The following is a 19,341-nucleotide window of genomic DNA, read 5'->3' as shown; positions in this document are numbered from 1 at the left end:
TTAATAGAATATAAGATTATGCTTTTGTCATACCAAGTAATACAGCGCCGCCGATAATTAAAACACTACCGAGTGCAATAAAGATCAATTGGCGTTTTGTTTTCTTTTCACCTAAGAATACAATCGCACCGAATGTTGAGATAACGATTCCAGTTTGAGATAATGGGAAGCTTGTTGCTACTCCAACACGTGGTAATGAAAGAAGTAAGAATAAGTTTCCAGTTCCCCATAGTAAACCAGACAAAGCATTACGGATTGCATATTTGTTAAATGGTTTATGTTTAGACGTCAGTACAACCGCACCAACAAACATACCAACTGCTTGTGGTAAAATAGCAGACCAACCATCAATATTATACCAACGAATAATAATTACATATACAAGATAGCCGAAAGTAGAAACAATTAAAGTAAGAAGTCCTTTTTTCAATTGTCCAGGTGGCTGAGCATTTTCTTTATCATCTAATGATGTGAATACAACACCAACTACGATTAATAGGATTGCAATCGTTCCCAGAATGATCGTCGTAGTAGTAGTCCACTCACGGAAAGCGATAACCCCAAAGATAGAAGTTGCAACAAGTTGCATACCAGTAGAAATCGTTACAGTAGTTGAAACACCTAGTTTTTCAACTGTTTTTAATTGGTTTACTTGTCCTAAAGCCCAGAATAAACCTGAAATAAAACCAACAACTAAGATTGTCATTGTTAAAGCTGGTTGAGTAAATACATACATAATTGTTGCGAAGAATAGAGCACCGATTGTCATACCTACCGTTTGGCTATATGCACCACCGCCCATTTTTACGCTTACTAATAAGATGTTTCCCCATGCAATTGCAGGAAGAAGCGCTAATAAAATGTCCATTACAAGACTCCCTTCGGTTTGCTATACCAATATAGTTACATATCGTTCTAACGATCGGTAATGCCCCACTAATAGAGTAGAAGATTACCGATCGCTAAAACAGGATGAAGAATTCACGATATAAATGCGTTTTCATTTCTTCATTTTTTGAAACACCTCCATATAATAACAGGAAATTGCCTATTTTAGAAAGTGAATTCAAATAAAATGTATATTTAAATAAGAGGTAAAATTCAGTTATTTCCCGGTGGTATATTTTATTTCCTAAGAAATAAAGAAGCAGCTTCGAAAAAAGCTGCTTTAAGAGTTAGTAATTCTTTTATTAATAAGTTGAATACATAGTAAAAATACGAGTGACATACCGATAGTAATAACTACAAGTGTCCATGCGAGTTGCATATTACTTGCGTCAATGGCCATGTAAATTGCAGTCGGGATTGTCTGTGTTTTACCAGGGATATTCCCGGCAAACATGAGTGTAGCACCAAACTCACCGAGCGCGCGGACAAAGCTCAAAATCATCCCGCTTAGTAATGTAGGAAATGCGAGCGGAAGTGTAACGTGCAGAAAAACTTGATATTCACTTGCGCCAAGGTCACGAGCACTTTCTTCAATTTGTACATTTGCGATAGAAAATCCCGTTTTCGCTGATTGGTACATAAGCGGAAATGCAACAACTGTAGAAGCGATGATCGCAGCGGTAGATGTGAACATAATAGACTGCTGAAATAATGATTCAACCCACCTTCCGATCGGGCTGTTGTTTCCAAAGATGATAATGAGAAAGAAGCCGATAACAGTTGGTGGAAGTACCATTGGTAATAAAAATATGGTTTCTAATAGTACTTTATATCGCCATGAGGAGCGAGCTAGTGCTCGCCCGACAATCGTCCCTAAAATTGTAACGAGAATAGTGGCACACGCAGCTACTCTTAAAGATAGAAAGACAGGCGATATAATAGCATCAATGCTCATAGTAATTACGACAGGACTGTAAATCCATATTTCTTAAAGATAGATTGTGCATCTTTTGACTGCAAATACTCATAAAATGAAGTCGCCTCTTTCTTATGTTTAGATTCCTTTATAACACCTAAAGGATAGTGGATTGGCTCATGAGAAGTAGCTGCTGCTGTTTCACCAATCTTTACTTTATCTGAAATGAGAGCATCTGTTTTGTATACGATACCAGCATCGATATTCCCTGTTTCTACATATGTTAACACTTGGCGAACATCTTTTGTAAATACGACTTTATTTTGAACATCATTCCAAAGGTTTTCGTGTGTTAGAGAAGCCTTTGCATATTTTCCAGCAGGTACAGATTCAGGTGTACCAAGTGCAATTTTTTTGATTTTCTCATCTTTTAAATCTTGAAATTTTGTAAGAGAACTATCTTTAGGGATGACTAGAACTAGTTCATTTCCAAGAAGATTTTTCCCTTCTTTTTCATTAATGAATCCTTTTTTTACAAGGGTTTGGAATTTATCTTCTGCTGCTGAGAAGAATAAATCAGCAGGTGCACCTTGTTCAATTTGTTGTTGAAGTGCTCCAGAAGCACCGAAGTTAAAAGAAAGTTTGATATTTGGCTCTTTTTCTTTATATTGTTTTTCGATTTCTTTTAATGCATCTTGTAAGCTTGCAGCAGCTGAGATAGTGAGTTCAACTGTTTTATCCTTTTTAGCAGCTGACTTTGTATGCTTTTCCCCACTTGTACAAGCAGCGTTAAATATAAGAAGGAAAGAAAGTATAAGTGCCCCGATGGAACGTAATGTAAATTTATTCATAAAAAAATCCCCTTTCATTTTGACACATCTAATTATAACTAAATATAACTAAATATAATTAGTTATAATTGAATATAATTTGAACATATATCTATTTTTAAAAAATAGGAGAAATATTCTTTTCTTTGTTACAATGAAAGGAGAAAGTGAGGAATCGTCTATGGATCATCATTCCTACACAACGGAAGAAGTAGCAAAGCGATTAAAAGTATCAAAATTAACTGTATACGACTTAATTAAAAAAGGAGAACTTCCTTCTTATAGAGTTGGTAGACAGATGCGCATTGATGCAGCAGATTTAGATCAATATATAAAGCAAATGAAAACAGGAAAAGTACAAGTTAATCCTGTAAAAAACGATGGTAGTAGTATCTTGAACACGTGTATTATTAGTGGTCAAGAACTAACGTTAGATATGTTAGCTAAACGTATAGAAAATCGTTTGCCAAGTTCTAATGTTTTAAGAGCGTATCAAGGTAGCTTAACGAGTTTAGTGAAAATGTATCAAGGAGAAGGAAGTATCGTTAGTTTGCATTTGTTTGATGGTGAAACGGGTACATATAATATTCCTTACGTAAAACGTATTTTAGTAGGACAGCCATGTCTTATGATTAATTTATTGTCCAGAAATGTAGGATTTTATGTTCAAAAAGGAAATCCGAAGAAAATAAAGACATGGGCTGACATATCCGGGTCCACTATAAAGTTTGTGAATCGAGAAAAGGGTTCTGGTATTAGAGTGTTAGTGGATGAACAATTACGAATCCAAAAATTAAATAAAGCTGATATTAGTGGATATGAATGGGAAGAATCGAATCATCTTGGTGTTGCCACGCGAGTTGCAAATGGAAAAGCTGATGTAGGAGTAGGTTCAGAAAAGTTTTCGCAAATTGTAAATGTGGACTTTATTCCAATCATGAAAGAACAGTATGATTTAGTAATTTTGAAGAATAAAGAAAATGAAGAGTTGATTGAAGTTGTGAAAGACATTCTGCAATCGGAAGAATTTCATAATGAATTAAATGCGATTGGCGGATATGATATTACGAAAACGGGTCAAATTATATATGAAACAAACTAAAAAGCTGCTTGTCTATAAGACGAGCAGCTTTTTCTATATATAAAGGGGTTTGGGGAAACAAAGTGTTAAACAAGACCTTGAGCAAGTGTATAAATGAAAGCCGTAAGAAGAGTAGCTCCACTTGCAAGTCCGATAAAGTCCGATTTGTTGAAAGTAATGTTGTTCATTATAATCTCTCCTTATTTGTTTAATGTAGTTGCAACAGCTTTTGCATCGACAAGTACGGATAGCACCATGCCCATTGTATTTAAAAATTTATTTGATTTCATATTGTTCATCATGCGTATCCGCTCCTTTTCGAATTGTTGTTGCCCTGCTTATGTCTTAATTATAGGGAATATGGCTACTTGCAACTATCGAATTAGCTTACGAAAGACTTACACTTTTGTAAGAAAAAAAGACATTCATGTAAGAATGTCTTTCACAGCATATTGATATGATGATGGTCTTCAATTGTTTTTAAAAAACTACGCATTGAATTCGTCATATAGCTATCTTTACGGCGTATGAAAACCGTTGAAATACTGCCGTATTTTTCAGGGATTGCATGACAATGTACCTTACCTGCTTTAGAAAGATGATGGACAGCAGACTGTGGTACGAGTGTAATTCCGAGACCGAGTGCAACACTGTTTAATATTGTCTCTAATATATTGAATTCCATAATTCTTTTTGGTAGCAAACCTTCATCTTTAAGCCAACGTTCTAGTTTGGAGCGGTATCCACATCCTTGGTTAAAAACGAGTAGAGGCGTTGTTGTAAATTCTTCTATATGAAAGGCTTTATTTTGTGTTATAAGCATTAATTTCTCTGTACTAACATCGTATTGTTCGATTAGTGGATGTTTAATAGGACCTGATATAAAGGCGCCATCTAATTGATGATCAAGTACTTCTCTAATTAATTCTTCTGTTAGACCCGCTTGTAATGATAAATCGACATTCGGATAGCTTTTATAGTAAGAAGATAAAATGGTAGGTAGTGTACTTACTGTTTCGACTGTACCGATTTTTAATATACCAGAAGGTGTTTCGCTATCTAAAAATACTTGTTTTAGTTCGTCGACATCTTGCAAAATTTTACTAACATAAACGAGCATTTTTCTTCCTTCAGCTGTTAAAGTCATTCCTCGTTTATGGCGGTAAAAGAGTGGGGTTTTTAATTCGTTTTCTAGTTGTTTAATACGTGCAGTTACATTTGATTGTACATAATTTAATTCCTTTGCTGCGCTACTTACACTACCCTGGTCGGCAACGCTTTTAAAGATTTGTAAGTCTCGTAATTCCATTTTGTAATCCCCCTTGATGTTAACTATCATTATAAATGATAGTTAACATCATTTTGAATCATTTTACGTGATATATTTTTTCTTTTACAATTCTCTTTGTGCAAATAGAAAGAAACGGGGGATTGCGGTGAGAAGAGGTCAAATGATAATAGGGGCTTTAGCGTGTTTAATTGCGAGTATGTCATGGGGAGCGATGTTTCCAGTTGCTGATCATGCGCTAGAATACATAGATCCATTTTATTTTTCGCTTATTCGCTATGGAGCAGTGGCGATAATGCTGATTGTATTGTTGTTAATGAAAGAAGGAAAACAGGCATTTCGTTTAGAGGGAAGAGGAAAGTTACTCGTCTTTTTTGGAACGATGGCATTTACAGTATATAATGTCCTCATATTTTTAGGGCAAATGTTAATGGGTAAGTCGGGTGTAATGGTAGCTTCCATTATGGAATCACTTATGCCGATGATTTCTATTTGTATTTTATGGGGATATAAGCATATAAAACCGAAGAAGTATATGATAACGAGTATGGTTATTGCTTTTGTAGGAGCTGTGTTTGTTATTACAAAAGGTGACATGAGTTTCTTTGTAACATTGAAAGATAATATGTTCTCATTAGCATTTATATTTATTGGTGTTGTAGGCTGGGTTATTTATACGATGGGTGGTCAAACGTGTAGTGATTGGTCAACATTACGTTATTCTACGTTGACGTGTGTATTCGGTACGACTGTTACAGGAATTATAACGGTAATTATTACGTCGCTTGGATATGTTTCAGTTCCTAGTATGGGAACGATTTCTATTGTGAAGTATGATTTGTTATTTATGATGACATTGCCAGGTATTGTAGCGCTACTTGCTTGGAACTACGGTGTGAAAATTTTATCATCCATTAATGGGATTTTATTTATTAATTTTGTACCAATTACGACTTTAGTTATTATGATGATGCAAGGGTATCAGATCACAATGTTTGATATTATAGGGACTGTACTTGTTATTGCAGCACTTATTCGCAATAACGTTTGCCAGAGAAAAGAAGAAAATATAAATAAGAGAGTTTTACAAGAAGAACAATTACGTCAAGCTGTTTAATAGGCAAATGGAGGATTTCACATGTTAGAAAGTTTATTGTTTTTCTTCGCCGTCGGAGTTGCCTGTGAGCTTGCAGCAATTAATCGAAATGGTCGTAAAAAGATAAAACAACAAGCTGAGCTGATACAGCTTTTAAAAGAGTTGAAAGAAAGAAAAAATTAAAAAGACGACCGGGCATAGACGGTCGTCTTTTTCTATATAAAGGGGAAAGGGGACACAAAGTTATACAAGCGTAGCAGCGTAAATGAAAGCAGTAAGAAGAAGAGAGCCGCTAGCTAATCCTAAAAAATCTAATTTGTTAAAAGTAATGTTATTCATAATACATTCTCCTTACTTGTTTAATGTAGAAGCAACAGCTTTTGCATCGAAAAGAGCCGATAATACCATGCCCATTGTATTTAAGAAATTGTTCGTTTTCATTTTGTTCATCATATTAATCGACTCCTTTTCGAATAATTGTTGCCCTGTTTCTGACTTAATTGTATGAAATATAGTAAGAAGTAACTATCGAATTAGCTTACAAGAAAATTACACTTTTGTAAGAATTGAAATTTAACAATTCATTCTTAATTTTATTACCAACTCCTAAAACTTAGTGTTATAATTATTATAAGAATATGATTATACTTCGGATGTTTAGAAAGGAACGAAACAAATGTATAAACCAATTACATTTTTGTTGAAATATATATTTAAAACAGCTGGGAAAGTAGAAGTACAAGGAAGAGAAAAGCTACCAGAAGGTGGACCGTATGTTGTTGCATGTACACATACAAGTTTTATGGATGTATTAATGTTAGCTACAGGGATGTATCCAACTCAAATTCATTACATGGCCAAAAAAGAATTATTTGAAGGGAAATTCAAAAATTGGTTCTTTAAAAATGTAAATGCATTCCCTGTAGATCGTGCGAATCCAGGACCAAGTACACTTAAAATTCCATCACGTTTATTAAAAGAAGGAAAGGTAGTAGGGATTTTTCCGAGTGGAACAAGATCAGCGGAAGATGTTTCATTAAAAGCGGGTGCTGTGACAATTGCGATGCGTTCTAATGTTCCGTTAGTACCAGCAGCTTATGTTGGTCCATCAAGTGTAAAAGAATTAATAAAGGGGAAAAAGGCACAATTGATTTTTGGAGATCCAATTCAAATTGAGGCTGGAGAACAAATAGATCGAAAAACCGCTATGAAAATGATGACAGATCAATTAAATGAGAAGTTTGAGAAGTTAAAAGAAGCTTTGCAATCAAATCAAAAATAAGAAAAGACGACCGGGCATAGACGGTCGTCTTTTCTATTACTATTTATAATAAAGGGGAAAGGGGACACAAAGTTATACAAGCGTAGCGGCGTAAATAAAAGCAGTAAGAAGAAGAGAGCCACTAGCTAGTCCTAAAAAATCTAATTTGTTAAAAGTGATGTTATTCATAATATATTCTCCTTACTTGTTTAATGTAGAAGCAACAGCTTTTGCGTCGATAAGAGCGGAAAATACCATGCCCATTGTATTTAAGAAATTGTTCGTTTTCATTTTGTTCATCATATTAATCCGCTCCTTTTCGAATAGTTGTTACCCTGTTTCTGACTCAATTGTATGAAATGTTGCGGAAAGTAACTATCGAATTAGCTTACAGAAAAATTACACTTTTGTAAGAGAAACGAATGAAGGTGTAATGATAAGAAGATTTGACATATGTTCATGAGATTCATTAAGTTAAAGGTAGAGGTGAGTGTATGGCTAATATTAAAGATATTGCAAAGATGGCGGGAGTTTCAGTTACGACTGTTTCGAGAGTGTTGAATGATCACCCATATGTAAGTGAAGAAAAAAGAAAAGCGGTTATAGAGATAGTTGAGAAATTGAATTACTCGCAAAACGCAAATGCTGTTCATTTATCAAAAGGAAAAACGAATATTGTTGGTGTGATTTTACCGTATATTAATCATCCGTGTTTTGATGCGATGGTGAGCGGAATGATGGAGACTGCGTTAGCGCATAATTACAGGGTGCTACTTTGCCAAACGAATTATAATAAAAAAGAAGAAATGAAAAGTTTACATATGTTAAAAACAAAACAATTGGATGGTCTTATTATTTGTTCACGTGCAAATGATTGGGAAACGATAAAACCGTATGCTTCTTACGGCACAATAATTGCTTGTGAAGATAATGATATTTCAAACATCTCAAGTGTATATACGAATCATTCAGCGGCCTTTCAATTAGGAATGGATTATTTGATTGAGAAAGGTTATAAAAAAATTGGTTATTGTACGGGAAGAAAATTAGGGCCGAGTAGTCAAAAGCGTTTTGATGTTTATAAACAGCAATTGCAATCTATAGACGAAGAGGTTAATGAAGAATGGATTTTTACAGAATGTTTTACACTAGAAGATGGTGTAAAAGTGGCTCATAAGTTAAAAGAGATGCAGGATCTTCCTGAAGCATTAATAGTAGCAGGTGATGAAGTTGCGATTGGGGTTATGACAGAGGTTGAAAAATTAGGGATTCAAGTTCCTGAGGATTTAGCGATTATTGGCTTTGATAATCAACCCATCTCGCAAGTGTTACAATTGACAACTATTGATCAAAATTTAAAGGAGATAGGGAAAACTGCTTTTGAAATGTTGCATAGAAAAGTGAATGACGAGAGTTCTGAACAAGAAAAGCTGGAAATTCCATACGAACTTGTGGAACGCTCTACAGTTTAATCGTAATCCGTTATGTGTATAATCGCATAACGGATTATTTTTTTGAAATATCTTTGACAGGAAACGCGTTTCATACTTTATAAAGGAGTTAAACCGGTCTGTAATAATCCATGGATTCTTTTCAAGTGTTAATGCAGTGAATAGAATTTGGAGGAATATGCATGAATGAACTTTTATCGAGTATGAAAAAGTATGTAGATGATGATGAAAAGATTCTGGCTTTTGTGGTAGGGATAGTTGAGAAGGATAATTTTATATTATCGTATCAACATGGAATTTTTGTTGCCACTACTAGACGTCTCCTGTTTTACGGGAAATTTCCGTACTATCCTGCAACATTTCAAGAGTATTCATATTTGCATATAGATAGCATAGATTTCCGGCCATATTTTGAATTTACTTGTAATCATGAAACCATTCGCGCTAAGTATATTCAGAAAGGGAATGTGGAGCACTTTGTCCGTGCAGTTAGAGCGAATGTGAATAATTAATCACCCCTCTGTTTAAACATAATATCTCGATCTTTAAGAGGGAAAATGCTGAATAAAAACAACTTCTAAACCTCTAGGAGATAGTGATACAATGTCAAATGGGGGGAGGGTATGAACTATGGTTAATCAACGTATAAAGGAAATAACACTAATTACAATTGGTTCATTATTATTCGCAATTGGTATTAATTACTTTGCAATTCCAAACCGTTTATCGGAGGGTGGAATTATTGGTTTAACGGTTGTTACGTACTATTTATTTGATTGGTCACCAGGGATTGTGAACTTTGCTATAAATGCAATTTTACTAGCCGTTGGTTATAAATTTTTTGATAAGAAAACGATGGTCTATACAATTTTAGGGATTGTAGAAACATCTTTGTTTTTATACGTTACAGAACATATTGAGTATCATGTAAATAGCGATACATTATTAGCAGCTTTATTTGCTGGTTTATTTGTAGGTATTGGATTAGGCTGTATGTTCAAAGCTGGAGGTACATCGGGAGGATCAGCAATCCTAGCTCGGTTAGCAAATCAATATTTAGGTTGGAGCGTCGGAAAAGGCGTGCTTATTATTGATATCGTTGTAATTGCTGGTTCTGTATTTATAATAGGGCAAGAAAAAGCAATGTATACGCTTGTAGCTGTATTTATCGGAGCGAAGGTGATTGATTTTATTGTAGAAGGAATGGATACAAAAACGGCTGTTACGATTATTTCAAATCAACCAGACTTAATTCGAGAGGCTATTACGAAAAATATGACGCGCGGTGTTACTGTATTAGAAGGACGCGGTGGATATACTGGTAGGAATAAAGAAGTATTATATGTTGTTATTAATAAACAAGAGCTTGTTAAGTTAAAACAAGTTATTAGCCGAGTAGACGAAGATGCCTTCGTTGTTATTCACGATGTACGTGATGTACTGGGTGGTGGTTTTAAAGCGAGCTAAAAGGTGAACGAGTAAATTCGTTCACCTTTTTTATTCTTACAAAAATGTAAGTGTAATGTAAGGAGATTCAATAGTAGATTTTATTCCCCCTTTTTAAAATGGATGTATATATATCCTGCAGAGGAGGAATGTTTATTATGAAGAAAAAAATGATCACTACTATAATAGCGATGATAGTGATAGTAGTAATGTTGCTGCCTACGAAACTTGGACCGGTTATCGATAAATATAATCCATTTTATAAGACGAAAGAATACTATACGGTTGTGAATACAATTGGTCAGCATATCGGTGATGAGTGGTATGAATATGAATTTATTGCATTCGATGAACGTGGTAGAGAGCAGAAAATAAAGAAAACGGTTAAGCATATGTTAAAGAGAGATGAAGCATTAAAGGTTTTTGCAAAAGGGCGTTACGGTGAGTCTATTGAAGAGATTGAGGTTGCAAATATTCCTATAAATGCGAAGAGTAAACTTTTAACGGTGAGATAGCGAAATATACCCCCAGCTATTTTTTGTCGAAAATAAAAATACTGGGTAAGGGTATTTTAAAGGTTAACAAAAAAGCCTTAGTCCATATAGACTAAGGCTTTTTTGTTATATAAAGGGGAAGGGGGTACATTGTAGTAGCATGGGTGAAAGGTATAAGAAGAGTAGCTACTAGCAATGTAATTTGGTTATGTGATTGTTCTTCTTATTTGGCTTACTTTCTAACTTTATTGTACGAAATATAAGTAAGGGGAACTATCGAATTACATTACACATAACTTACAAACATGTAAGCCTTCTGTAATGTAATTCGATAGTTAAAAGATAGTAATTTTCATATAGTGTAACTAGAAAGTCTCAATGTATTACTTTCTGTTTGTAATGAAGAATGAAAAACCAACTAATTTTTAATAATCCTCATCTGAATAAAGATGGGGATCTTTTTTAAAACCTTACAACATTGTAAGGTTTACGTAAGTTAATTCGATAGTAAATTTGTCATATTTTTTGCATAATAGATACAGATAGAAAAATAATTAGGGATCTAGTAAGAAGGGAGAAAAATGGGATGCGTAAAGAAGAAGTAGTGAAGTTACCAATTAAAGATTTCTGTAGCTACTTTACTGTTGCCGTAGTGTGTATTGGATTATTTGATATCATAACAAACTTAATTGTTAAATAATATAGATGCTAAAACAAGAAAGGAAGTCCTTTCTTGTTTTTTTTATGGGGGCATAAAGATGAAATGGATTGATAGTCATATACATGTTGATCAATATAAGGATGAAGAGAAGAGCAGATTACTAAAAGAGGTGGAAAATAGTAATGAAATAAAGGGGCTTATTGCGGTATCTATGAATTATCAATCTTGTAAGGAAACGTTATCTTTAGCGAAGAAGTATCCCTTTATATATCCAGCGATAGGGTTTCATCCAGAGCAACAGATTCATAAAGAAGAGTGTGAACAGATTTATCAACTTATTGAACAGAACGCAGAGGAAATTGTTGCGATTGGTGAAGTAGGTTTGCCCTATTATTTGAGAAAAGAAGATGAAAGAATTGCTGCAGATCCATACATAGCTGTATTGAAAAAATTTATAGAACTAGCTAGTAAGTATAATTTGCCGATTGTATTACACGCAGTTTATGAAGATGCTGACATTGTATGTGATTTGCTAGAGAAATATAAAGTTTCACGTGCACACTTCCATTGGTTTAAAGGAAGCGATGAAACAATGAAACGGATGATGAGAAATGATTATTATATTTCGATTACACCGGATGTTTTACATAAGGAGAAGATTAGAAAAATCGTTTCGTATTATCCGCTTGAATATATGATGGTAGAAACAGATGGACCGTGGGAATTTCAAGAGGGTGTTATAACGCATCCAAGAATGATTCGAGAGGTATTAAAGGAAATTAGTTCTATAAAAAACATATCCATTGATAAGGTTGCAGAAACAATATATGAAAATACAAGTCGATTTTATTTGAAAGGATAGGAGAATTATAGTTTTAATCATGTAACGGAAAAAGTAGAAGTTAAATTTATTTATGAAAATGATCAATGGGTTGTTAATAATATGCCACGTTTTGATATAGGATAAAAAAACCACCAAGCATTCTGCTTGGTGGTTTTGTATTAGGATTCTAATTTTTTCGCACGTCTTAATAATAATAGAAAGACGATGATAATGAACCCAAGTACAAGGAAAAATCCATATTGTTTTATGTAATCGATTACGTCATTTGCACTTGTTGGTTTTTCAACGTGAATGCCGTCTTTATTCGTAGTAATATGAATATCTTTCATTTTTACTTCGTTCGTTTCCTTTTGTAAATCAATCCATTCTATGTTTGGAATGCTTTCTAGATTCTTTAATACTTCTTTTAATGGTTTCACACCTAAGTAAGGATGATAGAATGCACCGATAACTCCATCGGATAATTTAGAAACAGATACAGCACGTTCTTTCATTTTAGCAATAGACTGTGGCTTATCTTCTTCAATAAATCCAACTGTTTCAGGCAATAGTTTCATTCCATGTAAAAATGACGGAGTACTTGTATAATGTGGTGAGTGCATGGACTTCCAAGTTGTATCATTTAACTGTAGTTGTCCTACATAAGTTGAAAAGTATCTTGATAATATTTCATATCCTTTTTGAGACATCGTGTAATGAGGTGCTTCAAAGGCAACGGGGTATAGTTTGGCATCTACAAGTTCCTTAATGCCTTTTTCGATATGATCTTTCGTATATTTTTCTTCAAACTCTTCCCCTTTCTTTACATATTGGTTATATGCCTCTACATTTGGAAAGTCATCTTTTGTCTTCGGTTTTTCATGTTTCGGTTGGCGAATTGGTTGATCTGTTTTTACATCCCAAAATTCAAAGCCCTCACCTGTTTCACTGTCATAAAATTGATGAGTATAACCATGCATAATAATTGCCGCACCATCATCTTGCATAGAGCGTAAAAGATCAACTAGTTCTGGTTTATCTTCTAAATGTATTATCTTTCCTGTATCTGGATCTTTATATACCGGAATAACAGTAATCATATAAGGGATCTTTTTCTCTTTTAGTAACTGAGCAATTTCTTTCAATTGATTTATATCCGCTGCTGGGTGAACATCCTCAAGACGTAAATAAGCTTCAACTTTATTTGTCGTTGGTTTTTGGTCAAAATAAGAAAATAATATTTCACCGACGTAATGAGACATCCAGTCAAAGAGATTAGGTGTTGCAACATAATAAGATGTTTCATGCTGAACGATTAGTGGATTAGTGTTATTTGAGCTTAAAGCGTTAGCAAGCACAGTTCCATTTGTATCAAACGATTGAATTAATCGTTCCTCTTCTAAGATGTTTTTTAGCTTCTTGTCTGGATATTCAATTTTATTAACTCGTATATCGTCGCTCTTCAATGTAATGAAAGAAAAACGGTTAGATAATTGTTCAACATTTTGTCCTAACACTAATACAGGGCCGGAGAAGTTTTCTAGAAATTGTTTCGTTTCATCAGAAAACGCTTCTTTTTTTTCACCGATATAAACAATATGTGTATAGGAGGATACGTTATTAATTGAAGTTGCTTCTTTTAAGTTTTTTACGGTTATATCATTTGTAAAATGTCCTAATTGAGTATTAAGGATTTGGACATTATTTGAAACTTTATCGTCTTGTGTACTATACAAAACAAGTACTTTTGGTTTTGATGATGTTTGTGCAGAGGTGTAGGTAGGGATGAGTAGTAAAATGCTGAACAAGAGTGTTAGGCATTTTTTCATTTTGTATGCTCCTATTCTATATATAGAGTTCAGTTTACAATTATATACAATAAATGCGTTATAGTCTATGAAAGTTACATTTTTGCACGTATTTACCAGCTGTTTTTTCACAAAATCGGTCTAAAGCATGATGATAATATGTATAGTTATTTGCTATGATAAAAGAGTAATAGAATGTAGGTAATTGTAAAGGGAAGGCTGAAAGGGGACAAATTTCAGCGGAGAAAGAGGTAGAGGTAGTGAAGAAATTCTTTGTAGGATTTTTAGTTGTTCTTGGAGTGTATTTATATTTCCAAGGAAAGTCTGAAGGAATGGATAAGCTAGTGAATAGAACAAGCTATGTTGATTCAGAAGAAGCAAAACAGGTGAAACAAATCATTATAGAGGAAGCGAAGAAAGTAAATCTTCCAGAATGGATACCTCTTACAATTGCTGAGCATGAAAGTCGATTAAATCCAAGAAGTGTTGGAGATAATGGAACTTCATTCGGATTGTTTCAACTACACCGCGGTGGCGGGCTTGCACCAGAACATTTAACTGATGATGAGCTGAAAGATCCACGTACAAATGCACAAATTGCCATGCCGCATTTGATGAAAGGATATAAGCGTGGGGTGCAAAAAGGTTTGACTGATTTTGCATTACTGAAATATATAGCGAATACATCTGGATGGCCAGGGAATTTAGGGCCAGAGTGGACGGATAATAACATGAAGTATAACATCGGATTAGAAGATGTGTACTATCGAAATAAAGGTGTAATAAAAGAGTAGGTTTTCTATACCTACTCTGTTTTTTTATGAATAATTTCATCCTTTTCTTTCGTGAAATACTGTGTGAGTTGTATTTTCACCTCTTCTAGTTTTGTAGAAACTTGAGGTATTTTATATCCTACATACAATGGTGAAACGACGAACCTAGGAACAACTTTACAAATAATTTTTCCATTTAAGTAATAGAAGAATAAGTTATAACTACTGCATCCTTTATGGAAATCTGTCAGTATGTAACGTACAGTTTGCTGAATGTAATTTGCCATTTCATCTATATATGAAATATTATCAATCATTATATTGAATTCAGTGAAGCCAATAATGGGACGCTCTGAAATATTAAGCTCAATGCGTTCATTTTTTTGAACAATTACCCCTTGGAAATTTTCTTCTTCAATATTTTCAAGATAATCTACATGTTTCATTCCGATAATTTGCATGTGTGCATGATGCAAACTTCCGCCTGAAAATGGACCATGATTTTTGTATAAAATCACAGATGCAAACTCTTCGTTGTTCTGTAAGTGTAACCAATGTTGAATAGAAAATTGCATTAATTTTCTCATATGTTCTTCTGTATATGTTGCGATATGATCTTCGCAATTATCCGTTTCGATTAGCACCGTTTGAAATGTATGTTGTAATGTAGGGAATTTATTTTTTAACCAAATAATAGAACCATCAGTTGCTAAAATATCCGTTAAATGTTTTCTATCGCAAAATGGACATGCAGCGCTTCTATTCCGAATACTTTCTGGTTTTTGTTTACCGATATCGTTTAAAAAATATAGTTGTTGTGTATCCATTTGTATATATGCCCCTTTAAAATATGTGTAAAAATCCCGCTTAATACATTCGGGAAAAGGAGAAGGAAATCCTCTAAAGGCAATATGGAAAAAATAAAAGACAAGATATCCTCATTACGATAGGGTACCTTGTCTTTTATTTTTTCTCTAATAGTGTGTATGGATAATATAGAACATTTTCATTATTTTTCTTTTTTCTATTTTTTATTGTGTATAAAGTAATTGCTGTGCTTGCAATTATAATAATGGCTTTCTTCATATTCATATACCCCTTTTTATTGTTGGTTTAATTCTTGGCTAACTGCTTTTGCATCGACTAAAGCGTGTAAAATCATTTTTACCATGTTCATCATATTTCTTCACTCCTTTTTATAGTTCATTTAGTTCTTTTACAACTGCTTGTCCGTTCACTAATACCTCAAAGATTGCTTTTACGATTTCTTTCATCATGTTTGTTTCCTCCTTTTGTTTGTCTCTCTTGTTTACATCTTTATTGTATAGGGAGGCATCTTTTCGTACTATCGCTTTCTATTACGTGAACATAACAGTTTCGTAAGATTTGATGTCACTGATTGAAATGTTTAGTCTATCTTCATTATTTTCAGAAAAATGACTATTCAAACATGAAATAGGGAAGTATAATAAAGAAGTAAGTATTAAATTCCGTACGAAAGGGGTGAATGAGATGAAACGTTCTTTAGCTGCGCGTGCCAAATTTTTAGATTTTATCTATTTTTGTCGTGCGATTTTTCATGATGTAGTTGTTAACGGGATACGTATGCCCTTTTTTAACAATTGCATAGTGGCTATTGAACGATAGAAATCTCTTCACCCATTTTTAATAAACGTGTGAAAAGGGAGCTATTTGGCTTCCTTTTTCTATGCCGAAAACCATGGGGAATGTTTCTTTCTCATGGTTTTTTATATTGAAAGGAGTACGGAAAATGACTATTTGTAGTGTAAATAATGTAACGAAATCTTTCGGTGGAAACATCATATTTGAAAATATATCGCTTGAGATAAAGAATGGTGAACGTGTTGGGTTAGTTGGTCGTAACGGTAGTGGGAAGACAACAATCTTTGGGCTTCTAACGGGAATGGAGAGTTTGGATGCAGGAGCCATTCATATGAAGAAAGGTACACGTATTGGTCATGTCGCACAAATTCCGAAGTTTGATGAGGCCATGACTGTATATGATGTATTGAGTTCCGCTTTTAAAGTAGAAAAGGAATTAGAAAAAGAAATGCATGATTTAGAAAAAAATATGGCGGTGGAACAGGAACAATCTGATTTGGAAAAGTTAATGGAGAGGTACGGAGTCATTCAAGAAAAATTTGCGTTTCTCGGTGGTTATGAAATCGAGGCAAATATAATGAAGGTAGCAAATGGCTTACAAGTGACAGATTTATTTTCAAGAGTATTTACGGAATTAAGTGGAGGAGAACAGACGAAAGTAAGTCTTGCATATATGCTATTGCAGAAACCAGATTTACTTCTATTAGATGAACCAACAAATCATTTAGATTTATTTGCAGTTGAATGGTTAGAGCAATTTTTAAAAGAATACACCGGAACAGTTATGGTTATTTCACATGATCGCTATTTCCTTGATGAAGTTGTAACGAAAATTTTTGATTTGGAAGATGGAGAAATTCACGTGTACCATACGAATTATTCTCAGTTCGTTGAGGAGAAGGAAGAAAGATTACTTCAAGAGTTTCAAGCTTATCAGGAGCAGCAAAAGAAAATAAAGAAAATGAAAGAAGCAATTAAGCGTCTACGTGAATGGGCAAATCAAGCAAATCCTCCGAATGAAGGATTGCATAAAAGAGCGAGAAATATGGAACGTGCGTTAGAACGCATAGAGAAGTTAAAGAGGCCGATTTTAGAACGAAAACAGATGGGGCTTCAGTTTGAAGGGCAAGAGAGAAGTGGGAAAGATGTTGTTGTAATGAAAGAAGTGAGTAAAGGTTTTGCTGACCGACCTTTATTTGAACAAGCGAATTTACATGTTCGTTTTCAAGAGCGTGCGGCTATCGTTGGTCGTAATGGTACAGGAAAGACTACATTATTAAAACTACTATTAGAAGAAATAAATCCAGATGTTGGTGAAATTCGAATTGGTAGTAGTGTCAAAATTGGTTATTTATCACAGCATACGTATGGAAATGTGAAGAGTAATGTATTGGAAGCGTTTAGAGAGTATGTAGCTGTAACCGAAGGAGAAGCAAGACATATATTGGCTAAGTTTTTATTTTATGGTCCAGCAGTATTTAAGAAAGTAACGCAACTGAGCGGTGGAGAAAAAATGAGGTTAAGACTTGCGCAACTTATGTATCAAGACATCAATTTTCTAATTTTAGATGAGCCGACAAACCATCTTGATATTGAATCAAGGGAAGTTTTAGAGGAAGCCCTTGAACAATATAATGGAACAATCCTAGCTGTTTCACATGATCGTTATTTTTTAAATAAGTTATTTGAAAAGACGTACTGGATTGATGAATGTAAATTATTTGAGTTTGCAGGAAACTATGCATGGGCTCGTCAAAAATGGGAAGAAAAGCTTGAGGAGCAAGTAATAAAGCAGAAACGCCAAGAGAGAAAGAGCGTTGAAACGGTTCCTGTAAAAGAGAAAGAAGCTAGGGATCTTGAAGAGATTGAAAACGAGTTAATGCATGTAGAAGAAGATATATATGCAATAGAATGTGAAATGGAACATGTAGCTGATGTTGAAAAACTTGAAAAATTATATGAGGAAAAAACGAAGAAAGAGTTGTTACGAGCAGATTTATATAATGAATTAGAGAATATTGTGGAGTAAAGAGTAGAAAGCCACTTCCTTTCAGTTTTGCTGGAGGAAGTGGCTTTTTCATAATGATATTTTTCTTTAAAGGTTAAATGAAGCGATGTGTTTCACGTGAAACAGTAACTTAGATAAATCCGTGTTCCTCAATTTGCATAGCTTGTGAAACATATGAAATGATAAGGTGAAAAATAAATGTCATTAGTGGCTTTTCGATAGGAGTAATCACAAAAACAAAGGCTAATTATTTCCCGAGAGATAAAGTGAGACTTTAATCAGTGTGGGTCTTACTGCCCGGCAAAGAGCGGGATAAATATGTGTAACAGAGACTAGTGATTGAAAACGAAAAGAGAGCAAAGTTACAGCTTTACGCGCTGAACTCTGCTCTCTTTTTTTGTGGCATCTTCTCTCGTTGAAATTATAATAGCGATCCCGAGCATGATAAAAAAAGCTAAAAAGAGGACGAACTTTGGGAAGAACGGGAATAGTAATAGCGCCCCGACTATCATAATTGTTAATAATAAGTAGTGCAGGACGTATTGGAATAGGTTGTCCATATTTTCGCCCCCTTTTTGGTAATTGGTTATTAGTATTCTATGTTTCATGCTGAAGAAATAGAAGTAGATTTTTAAGTTTTTAATACGAATTATAGCTGAGTTTTCTTAAAGTATAAGGATAGAGTGATAATTTTGGAAAAATTCTCAAAATATTTATTTAGAAAGAATTGACAAAATATACTGAACGATATAAGCTGATAACCATAAAGTCTACCGGAAAGGTCGGAATAAGATTGTTACCCCTCAAAAACATCTATTTTTTTCTGATTAAAACCGACTTTTCCGATTGGCTATAAATGTGCTGTGGGAGGCATACATAAGCTAATAAGTTCAA

23 protein-coding genes are annotated in these 19,341 nt (G+C 34.1%); 12 read left to right on the top strand and 11 right to left on the bottom strand.

Translation table 11 applies throughout. From position 1 onward, the window contains the following. Positions 1-16: 16 nt before the first annotated feature. The 3 genes from ACTJJY_RS14440 to modA form a co-directional block, all read right to left on the bottom strand. A complete protein-coding gene (locus ACTJJY_RS14440) occupies positions 17-868 on the bottom strand; it encodes a GRP family sugar transporter (RefSeq protein WP_101168464.1) in 852 nt (283 codons plus the stop codon). Between the two features lie 300 nt (positions 869-1,168). Continuing rightward, positions 1,169-1,843: a molybdate ABC transporter permease subunit gene (modB, locus tag ACTJJY_RS14435; protein ID WP_440605785.1), complete on the bottom strand. Its 675-nt coding sequence runs from the start codon at positions 1,841-1,843 to the stop codon at positions 1,169-1,171. A gap of 5 nt (positions 1,844-1,848) precedes the next feature. Continuing rightward, on the bottom strand, positions 1,849-2,655 hold the full coding sequence (modA, locus tag ACTJJY_RS14430; RefSeq protein WP_440605784.1) for a molybdate ABC transporter substrate-binding protein: 807 nt from the start codon (positions 2,653-2,655) through the stop codon (positions 1,849-1,851). Between the two features lie 160 nt (positions 2,656-2,815). Between modA and ACTJJY_RS14425 the strand changes: the two genes are divergently transcribed. Then, positions 2,816-3,736, top strand: a complete 921-nt coding sequence (locus tag ACTJJY_RS14425; protein WP_145959721.1) for a substrate-binding domain-containing protein — start codon at positions 2,816-2,818, stop codon at positions 3,734-3,736. A 65-nt stretch (positions 3,737-3,801) separates the two neighbouring features. On the opposite strand, the gene ACTJJY_RS14420 is transcribed toward ACTJJY_RS14425, so the two are convergent. After that, positions 3,802-3,903, bottom strand: a complete 102-nt coding sequence (locus ACTJJY_RS14420) for a DUF3948 family protein (protein WP_001060018.1) — start codon at positions 3,901-3,903, stop codon at positions 3,802-3,804. Positions 3,904-4,157: 254 nt separating this feature from the next. After that, on the bottom strand, positions 4,158-5,024 hold the full coding sequence (locus ACTJJY_RS14415; RefSeq protein ID WP_000423031.1) for a LysR family transcriptional regulator: 867 nt from the start codon (positions 5,022-5,024) through the stop codon (positions 4,158-4,160). Between the two features lie 127 nt (positions 5,025-5,151). Here ACTJJY_RS14415 and ACTJJY_RS14410 point away from each other — a divergent pair, with 127 nt between their 5' ends. Together ACTJJY_RS14410 and ACTJJY_RS14405 are read left to right on the top strand one after the other, a co-directional pair. Further along, complete coding sequence (locus ACTJJY_RS14410; protein ID WP_002004285.1) at positions 5,152-6,120, top strand: DMT family transporter; 969 nt, start codon at positions 5,152-5,154, stop codon at positions 6,118-6,120. A gap of 21 nt (positions 6,121-6,141) precedes the next feature. Continuing rightward, positions 6,142-6,282 (top strand): YrzO family protein, encoded by a 141-nt coding sequence (locus ACTJJY_RS14405; protein ID WP_000894065.1) that lies wholly within the window; start codon positions 6,142-6,144, stop codon positions 6,280-6,282. Between the two features lie 60 nt (positions 6,283-6,342). Here the strand turns inward: ACTJJY_RS14405 and ACTJJY_RS14400 are convergent, their stop codons facing one another. After that, positions 6,343-6,438, bottom strand: a complete 96-nt coding sequence (locus tag ACTJJY_RS14400; RefSeq protein WP_001060007.1) for a DUF3948 family protein — start codon at positions 6,436-6,438, stop codon at positions 6,343-6,345. A 337-nt stretch (positions 6,439-6,775) separates the two neighbouring features. Between ACTJJY_RS14400 and ACTJJY_RS14395 the strand changes: the two genes are divergently transcribed. After that, positions 6,776-7,381 carry a lysophospholipid acyltransferase family protein gene (locus tag ACTJJY_RS14395; protein WP_440605783.1) on the top strand — a complete coding sequence of 202 codons (606 nt, stop codon included), beginning with the start codon at positions 6,776-6,778 and terminating at the stop codon, positions 7,379-7,381. Between the two features lie 72 nt (positions 7,382-7,453). On the opposite strand, the gene ACTJJY_RS14390 is transcribed toward ACTJJY_RS14395, so the two are convergent. Next, positions 7,454-7,549 carry a DUF3948 family protein gene (locus ACTJJY_RS14390; protein WP_001060007.1) on the bottom strand — a complete coding sequence of 32 codons (96 nt, stop codon included), beginning with the start codon at positions 7,547-7,549 and terminating at the stop codon, positions 7,454-7,456. Between the two features lie 305 nt (positions 7,550-7,854). Between ACTJJY_RS14390 and ACTJJY_RS14385 the strand changes: the two genes are divergently transcribed. From ACTJJY_RS14385 to ACTJJY_RS14365, 5 genes are all read left to right on the top strand, one after another. After that, on the top strand, positions 7,855-8,832 hold the full coding sequence (locus tag ACTJJY_RS14385; RefSeq protein ID WP_440605782.1) for a LacI family DNA-binding transcriptional regulator: 978 nt from the start codon (positions 7,855-7,857) through the stop codon (positions 8,830-8,832). Positions 8,833-8,993: 161 nt separating this feature from the next. Further along, positions 8,994-9,323 (top strand): PH domain-containing protein, encoded by a 330-nt coding sequence (locus tag ACTJJY_RS14380; RefSeq protein ID WP_440605781.1) that lies wholly within the window; start codon positions 8,994-8,996, stop codon positions 9,321-9,323. Between the two features lie 118 nt (positions 9,324-9,441). Beyond that, positions 9,442-10,278, top strand: a complete 837-nt coding sequence (locus tag ACTJJY_RS14375) for a YitT family protein (protein WP_098612385.1) — start codon at positions 9,442-9,444, stop codon at positions 10,276-10,278. 137 nt (positions 10,279-10,415) lie between these two features. Further along, complete coding sequence (locus ACTJJY_RS14370) at positions 10,416-10,772, top strand: YxeA family protein (RefSeq protein WP_000728423.1); 357 nt, start codon at positions 10,416-10,418, stop codon at positions 10,770-10,772. Between the two features lie 737 nt (positions 10,773-11,509). Next, positions 11,510-12,274 carry a TatD family hydrolase gene (locus ACTJJY_RS14365; RefSeq protein WP_440605780.1) on the top strand — a complete coding sequence of 255 codons (765 nt, stop codon included), beginning with the start codon at positions 11,510-11,512 and terminating at the stop codon, positions 12,272-12,274. A 140-nt stretch (positions 12,275-12,414) separates the two neighbouring features. On the opposite strand, the gene ACTJJY_RS14360 is transcribed toward ACTJJY_RS14365, so the two are convergent. Then, positions 12,415-14,064: a DUF2334 domain-containing protein gene (locus ACTJJY_RS14360; protein ID WP_440605779.1), complete on the bottom strand. Its 1,650-nt coding sequence runs from the start codon at positions 14,062-14,064 to the stop codon at positions 12,415-12,417. Between the two features lie 239 nt (positions 14,065-14,303). On the opposite strand from ACTJJY_RS14360, the gene ACTJJY_RS14355 reads away from it, so the two are divergent. Continuing rightward, on the top strand, positions 14,304-14,837 hold the full coding sequence (locus tag ACTJJY_RS14355) for a transglycosylase SLT domain-containing protein (RefSeq protein ID WP_440605778.1): 534 nt from the start codon (positions 14,304-14,306) through the stop codon (positions 14,835-14,837). 11 nt (positions 14,838-14,848) lie between these two features. On the opposite strand, the gene ACTJJY_RS14350 is transcribed toward ACTJJY_RS14355, so the two are convergent. Continuing rightward, a complete protein-coding gene (locus ACTJJY_RS14350) occupies positions 14,849-15,643 on the bottom strand; it encodes a DUF4931 domain-containing protein (RefSeq protein ID WP_440605777.1) in 795 nt (264 codons plus the stop codon). A gap of 136 nt (positions 15,644-15,779) precedes the next feature. Beyond that, a complete protein-coding gene (locus ACTJJY_RS14345; RefSeq protein ID WP_001998915.1) occupies positions 15,780-15,908 on the bottom strand; it encodes a hypothetical protein in 129 nt (42 codons plus the stop codon). A 420-nt stretch (positions 15,909-16,328) separates the two neighbouring features. Between ACTJJY_RS14345 and ACTJJY_RS14340 the strand changes: the two genes are divergently transcribed. Together ACTJJY_RS14340 and abc-f are read left to right on the top strand one after the other, a co-directional pair. Next, complete coding sequence (locus ACTJJY_RS14340) at positions 16,329-16,463, top strand: RAxF-45 family protein (RefSeq protein WP_098268924.1); 135 nt, start codon at positions 16,329-16,331, stop codon at positions 16,461-16,463. Positions 16,464-16,536: 73 nt separating this feature from the next. Then, positions 16,537-18,468, top strand: coding sequence for a ribosomal protection-like ABC-F family protein (abc-f, locus tag ACTJJY_RS14335; protein ID WP_440605811.1), 1,932 nt, complete (start codon positions 16,537-16,539; stop codon positions 18,466-18,468). Between the two features lie 341 nt (positions 18,469-18,809). On the opposite strand, the gene ACTJJY_RS14330 is transcribed toward abc-f, so the two are convergent. Next, the gene (locus ACTJJY_RS14330; protein WP_440605776.1) at positions 18,810-19,007 is read right to left on the bottom strand and encodes a hypothetical protein; all 198 of its coding nucleotides are present in this window, start codon (positions 19,005-19,007) and stop codon (positions 18,810-18,812) included. Positions 19,008-19,341 lie beyond the last annotated feature (334 nt).

This window comes from Bacillus sp. 22475 (assembly GCF_052044835.1).
Taxonomy (GTDB): Bacteria; Bacillota; Bacilli; order Bacillales; family Bacillaceae_G; genus Bacillus_A; species Bacillus_A cereus.
The sequence above is the reverse complement of the archived record's forward strand: the minus strand, read 5'-3'. Positions and strand labels throughout refer to the sequence as shown.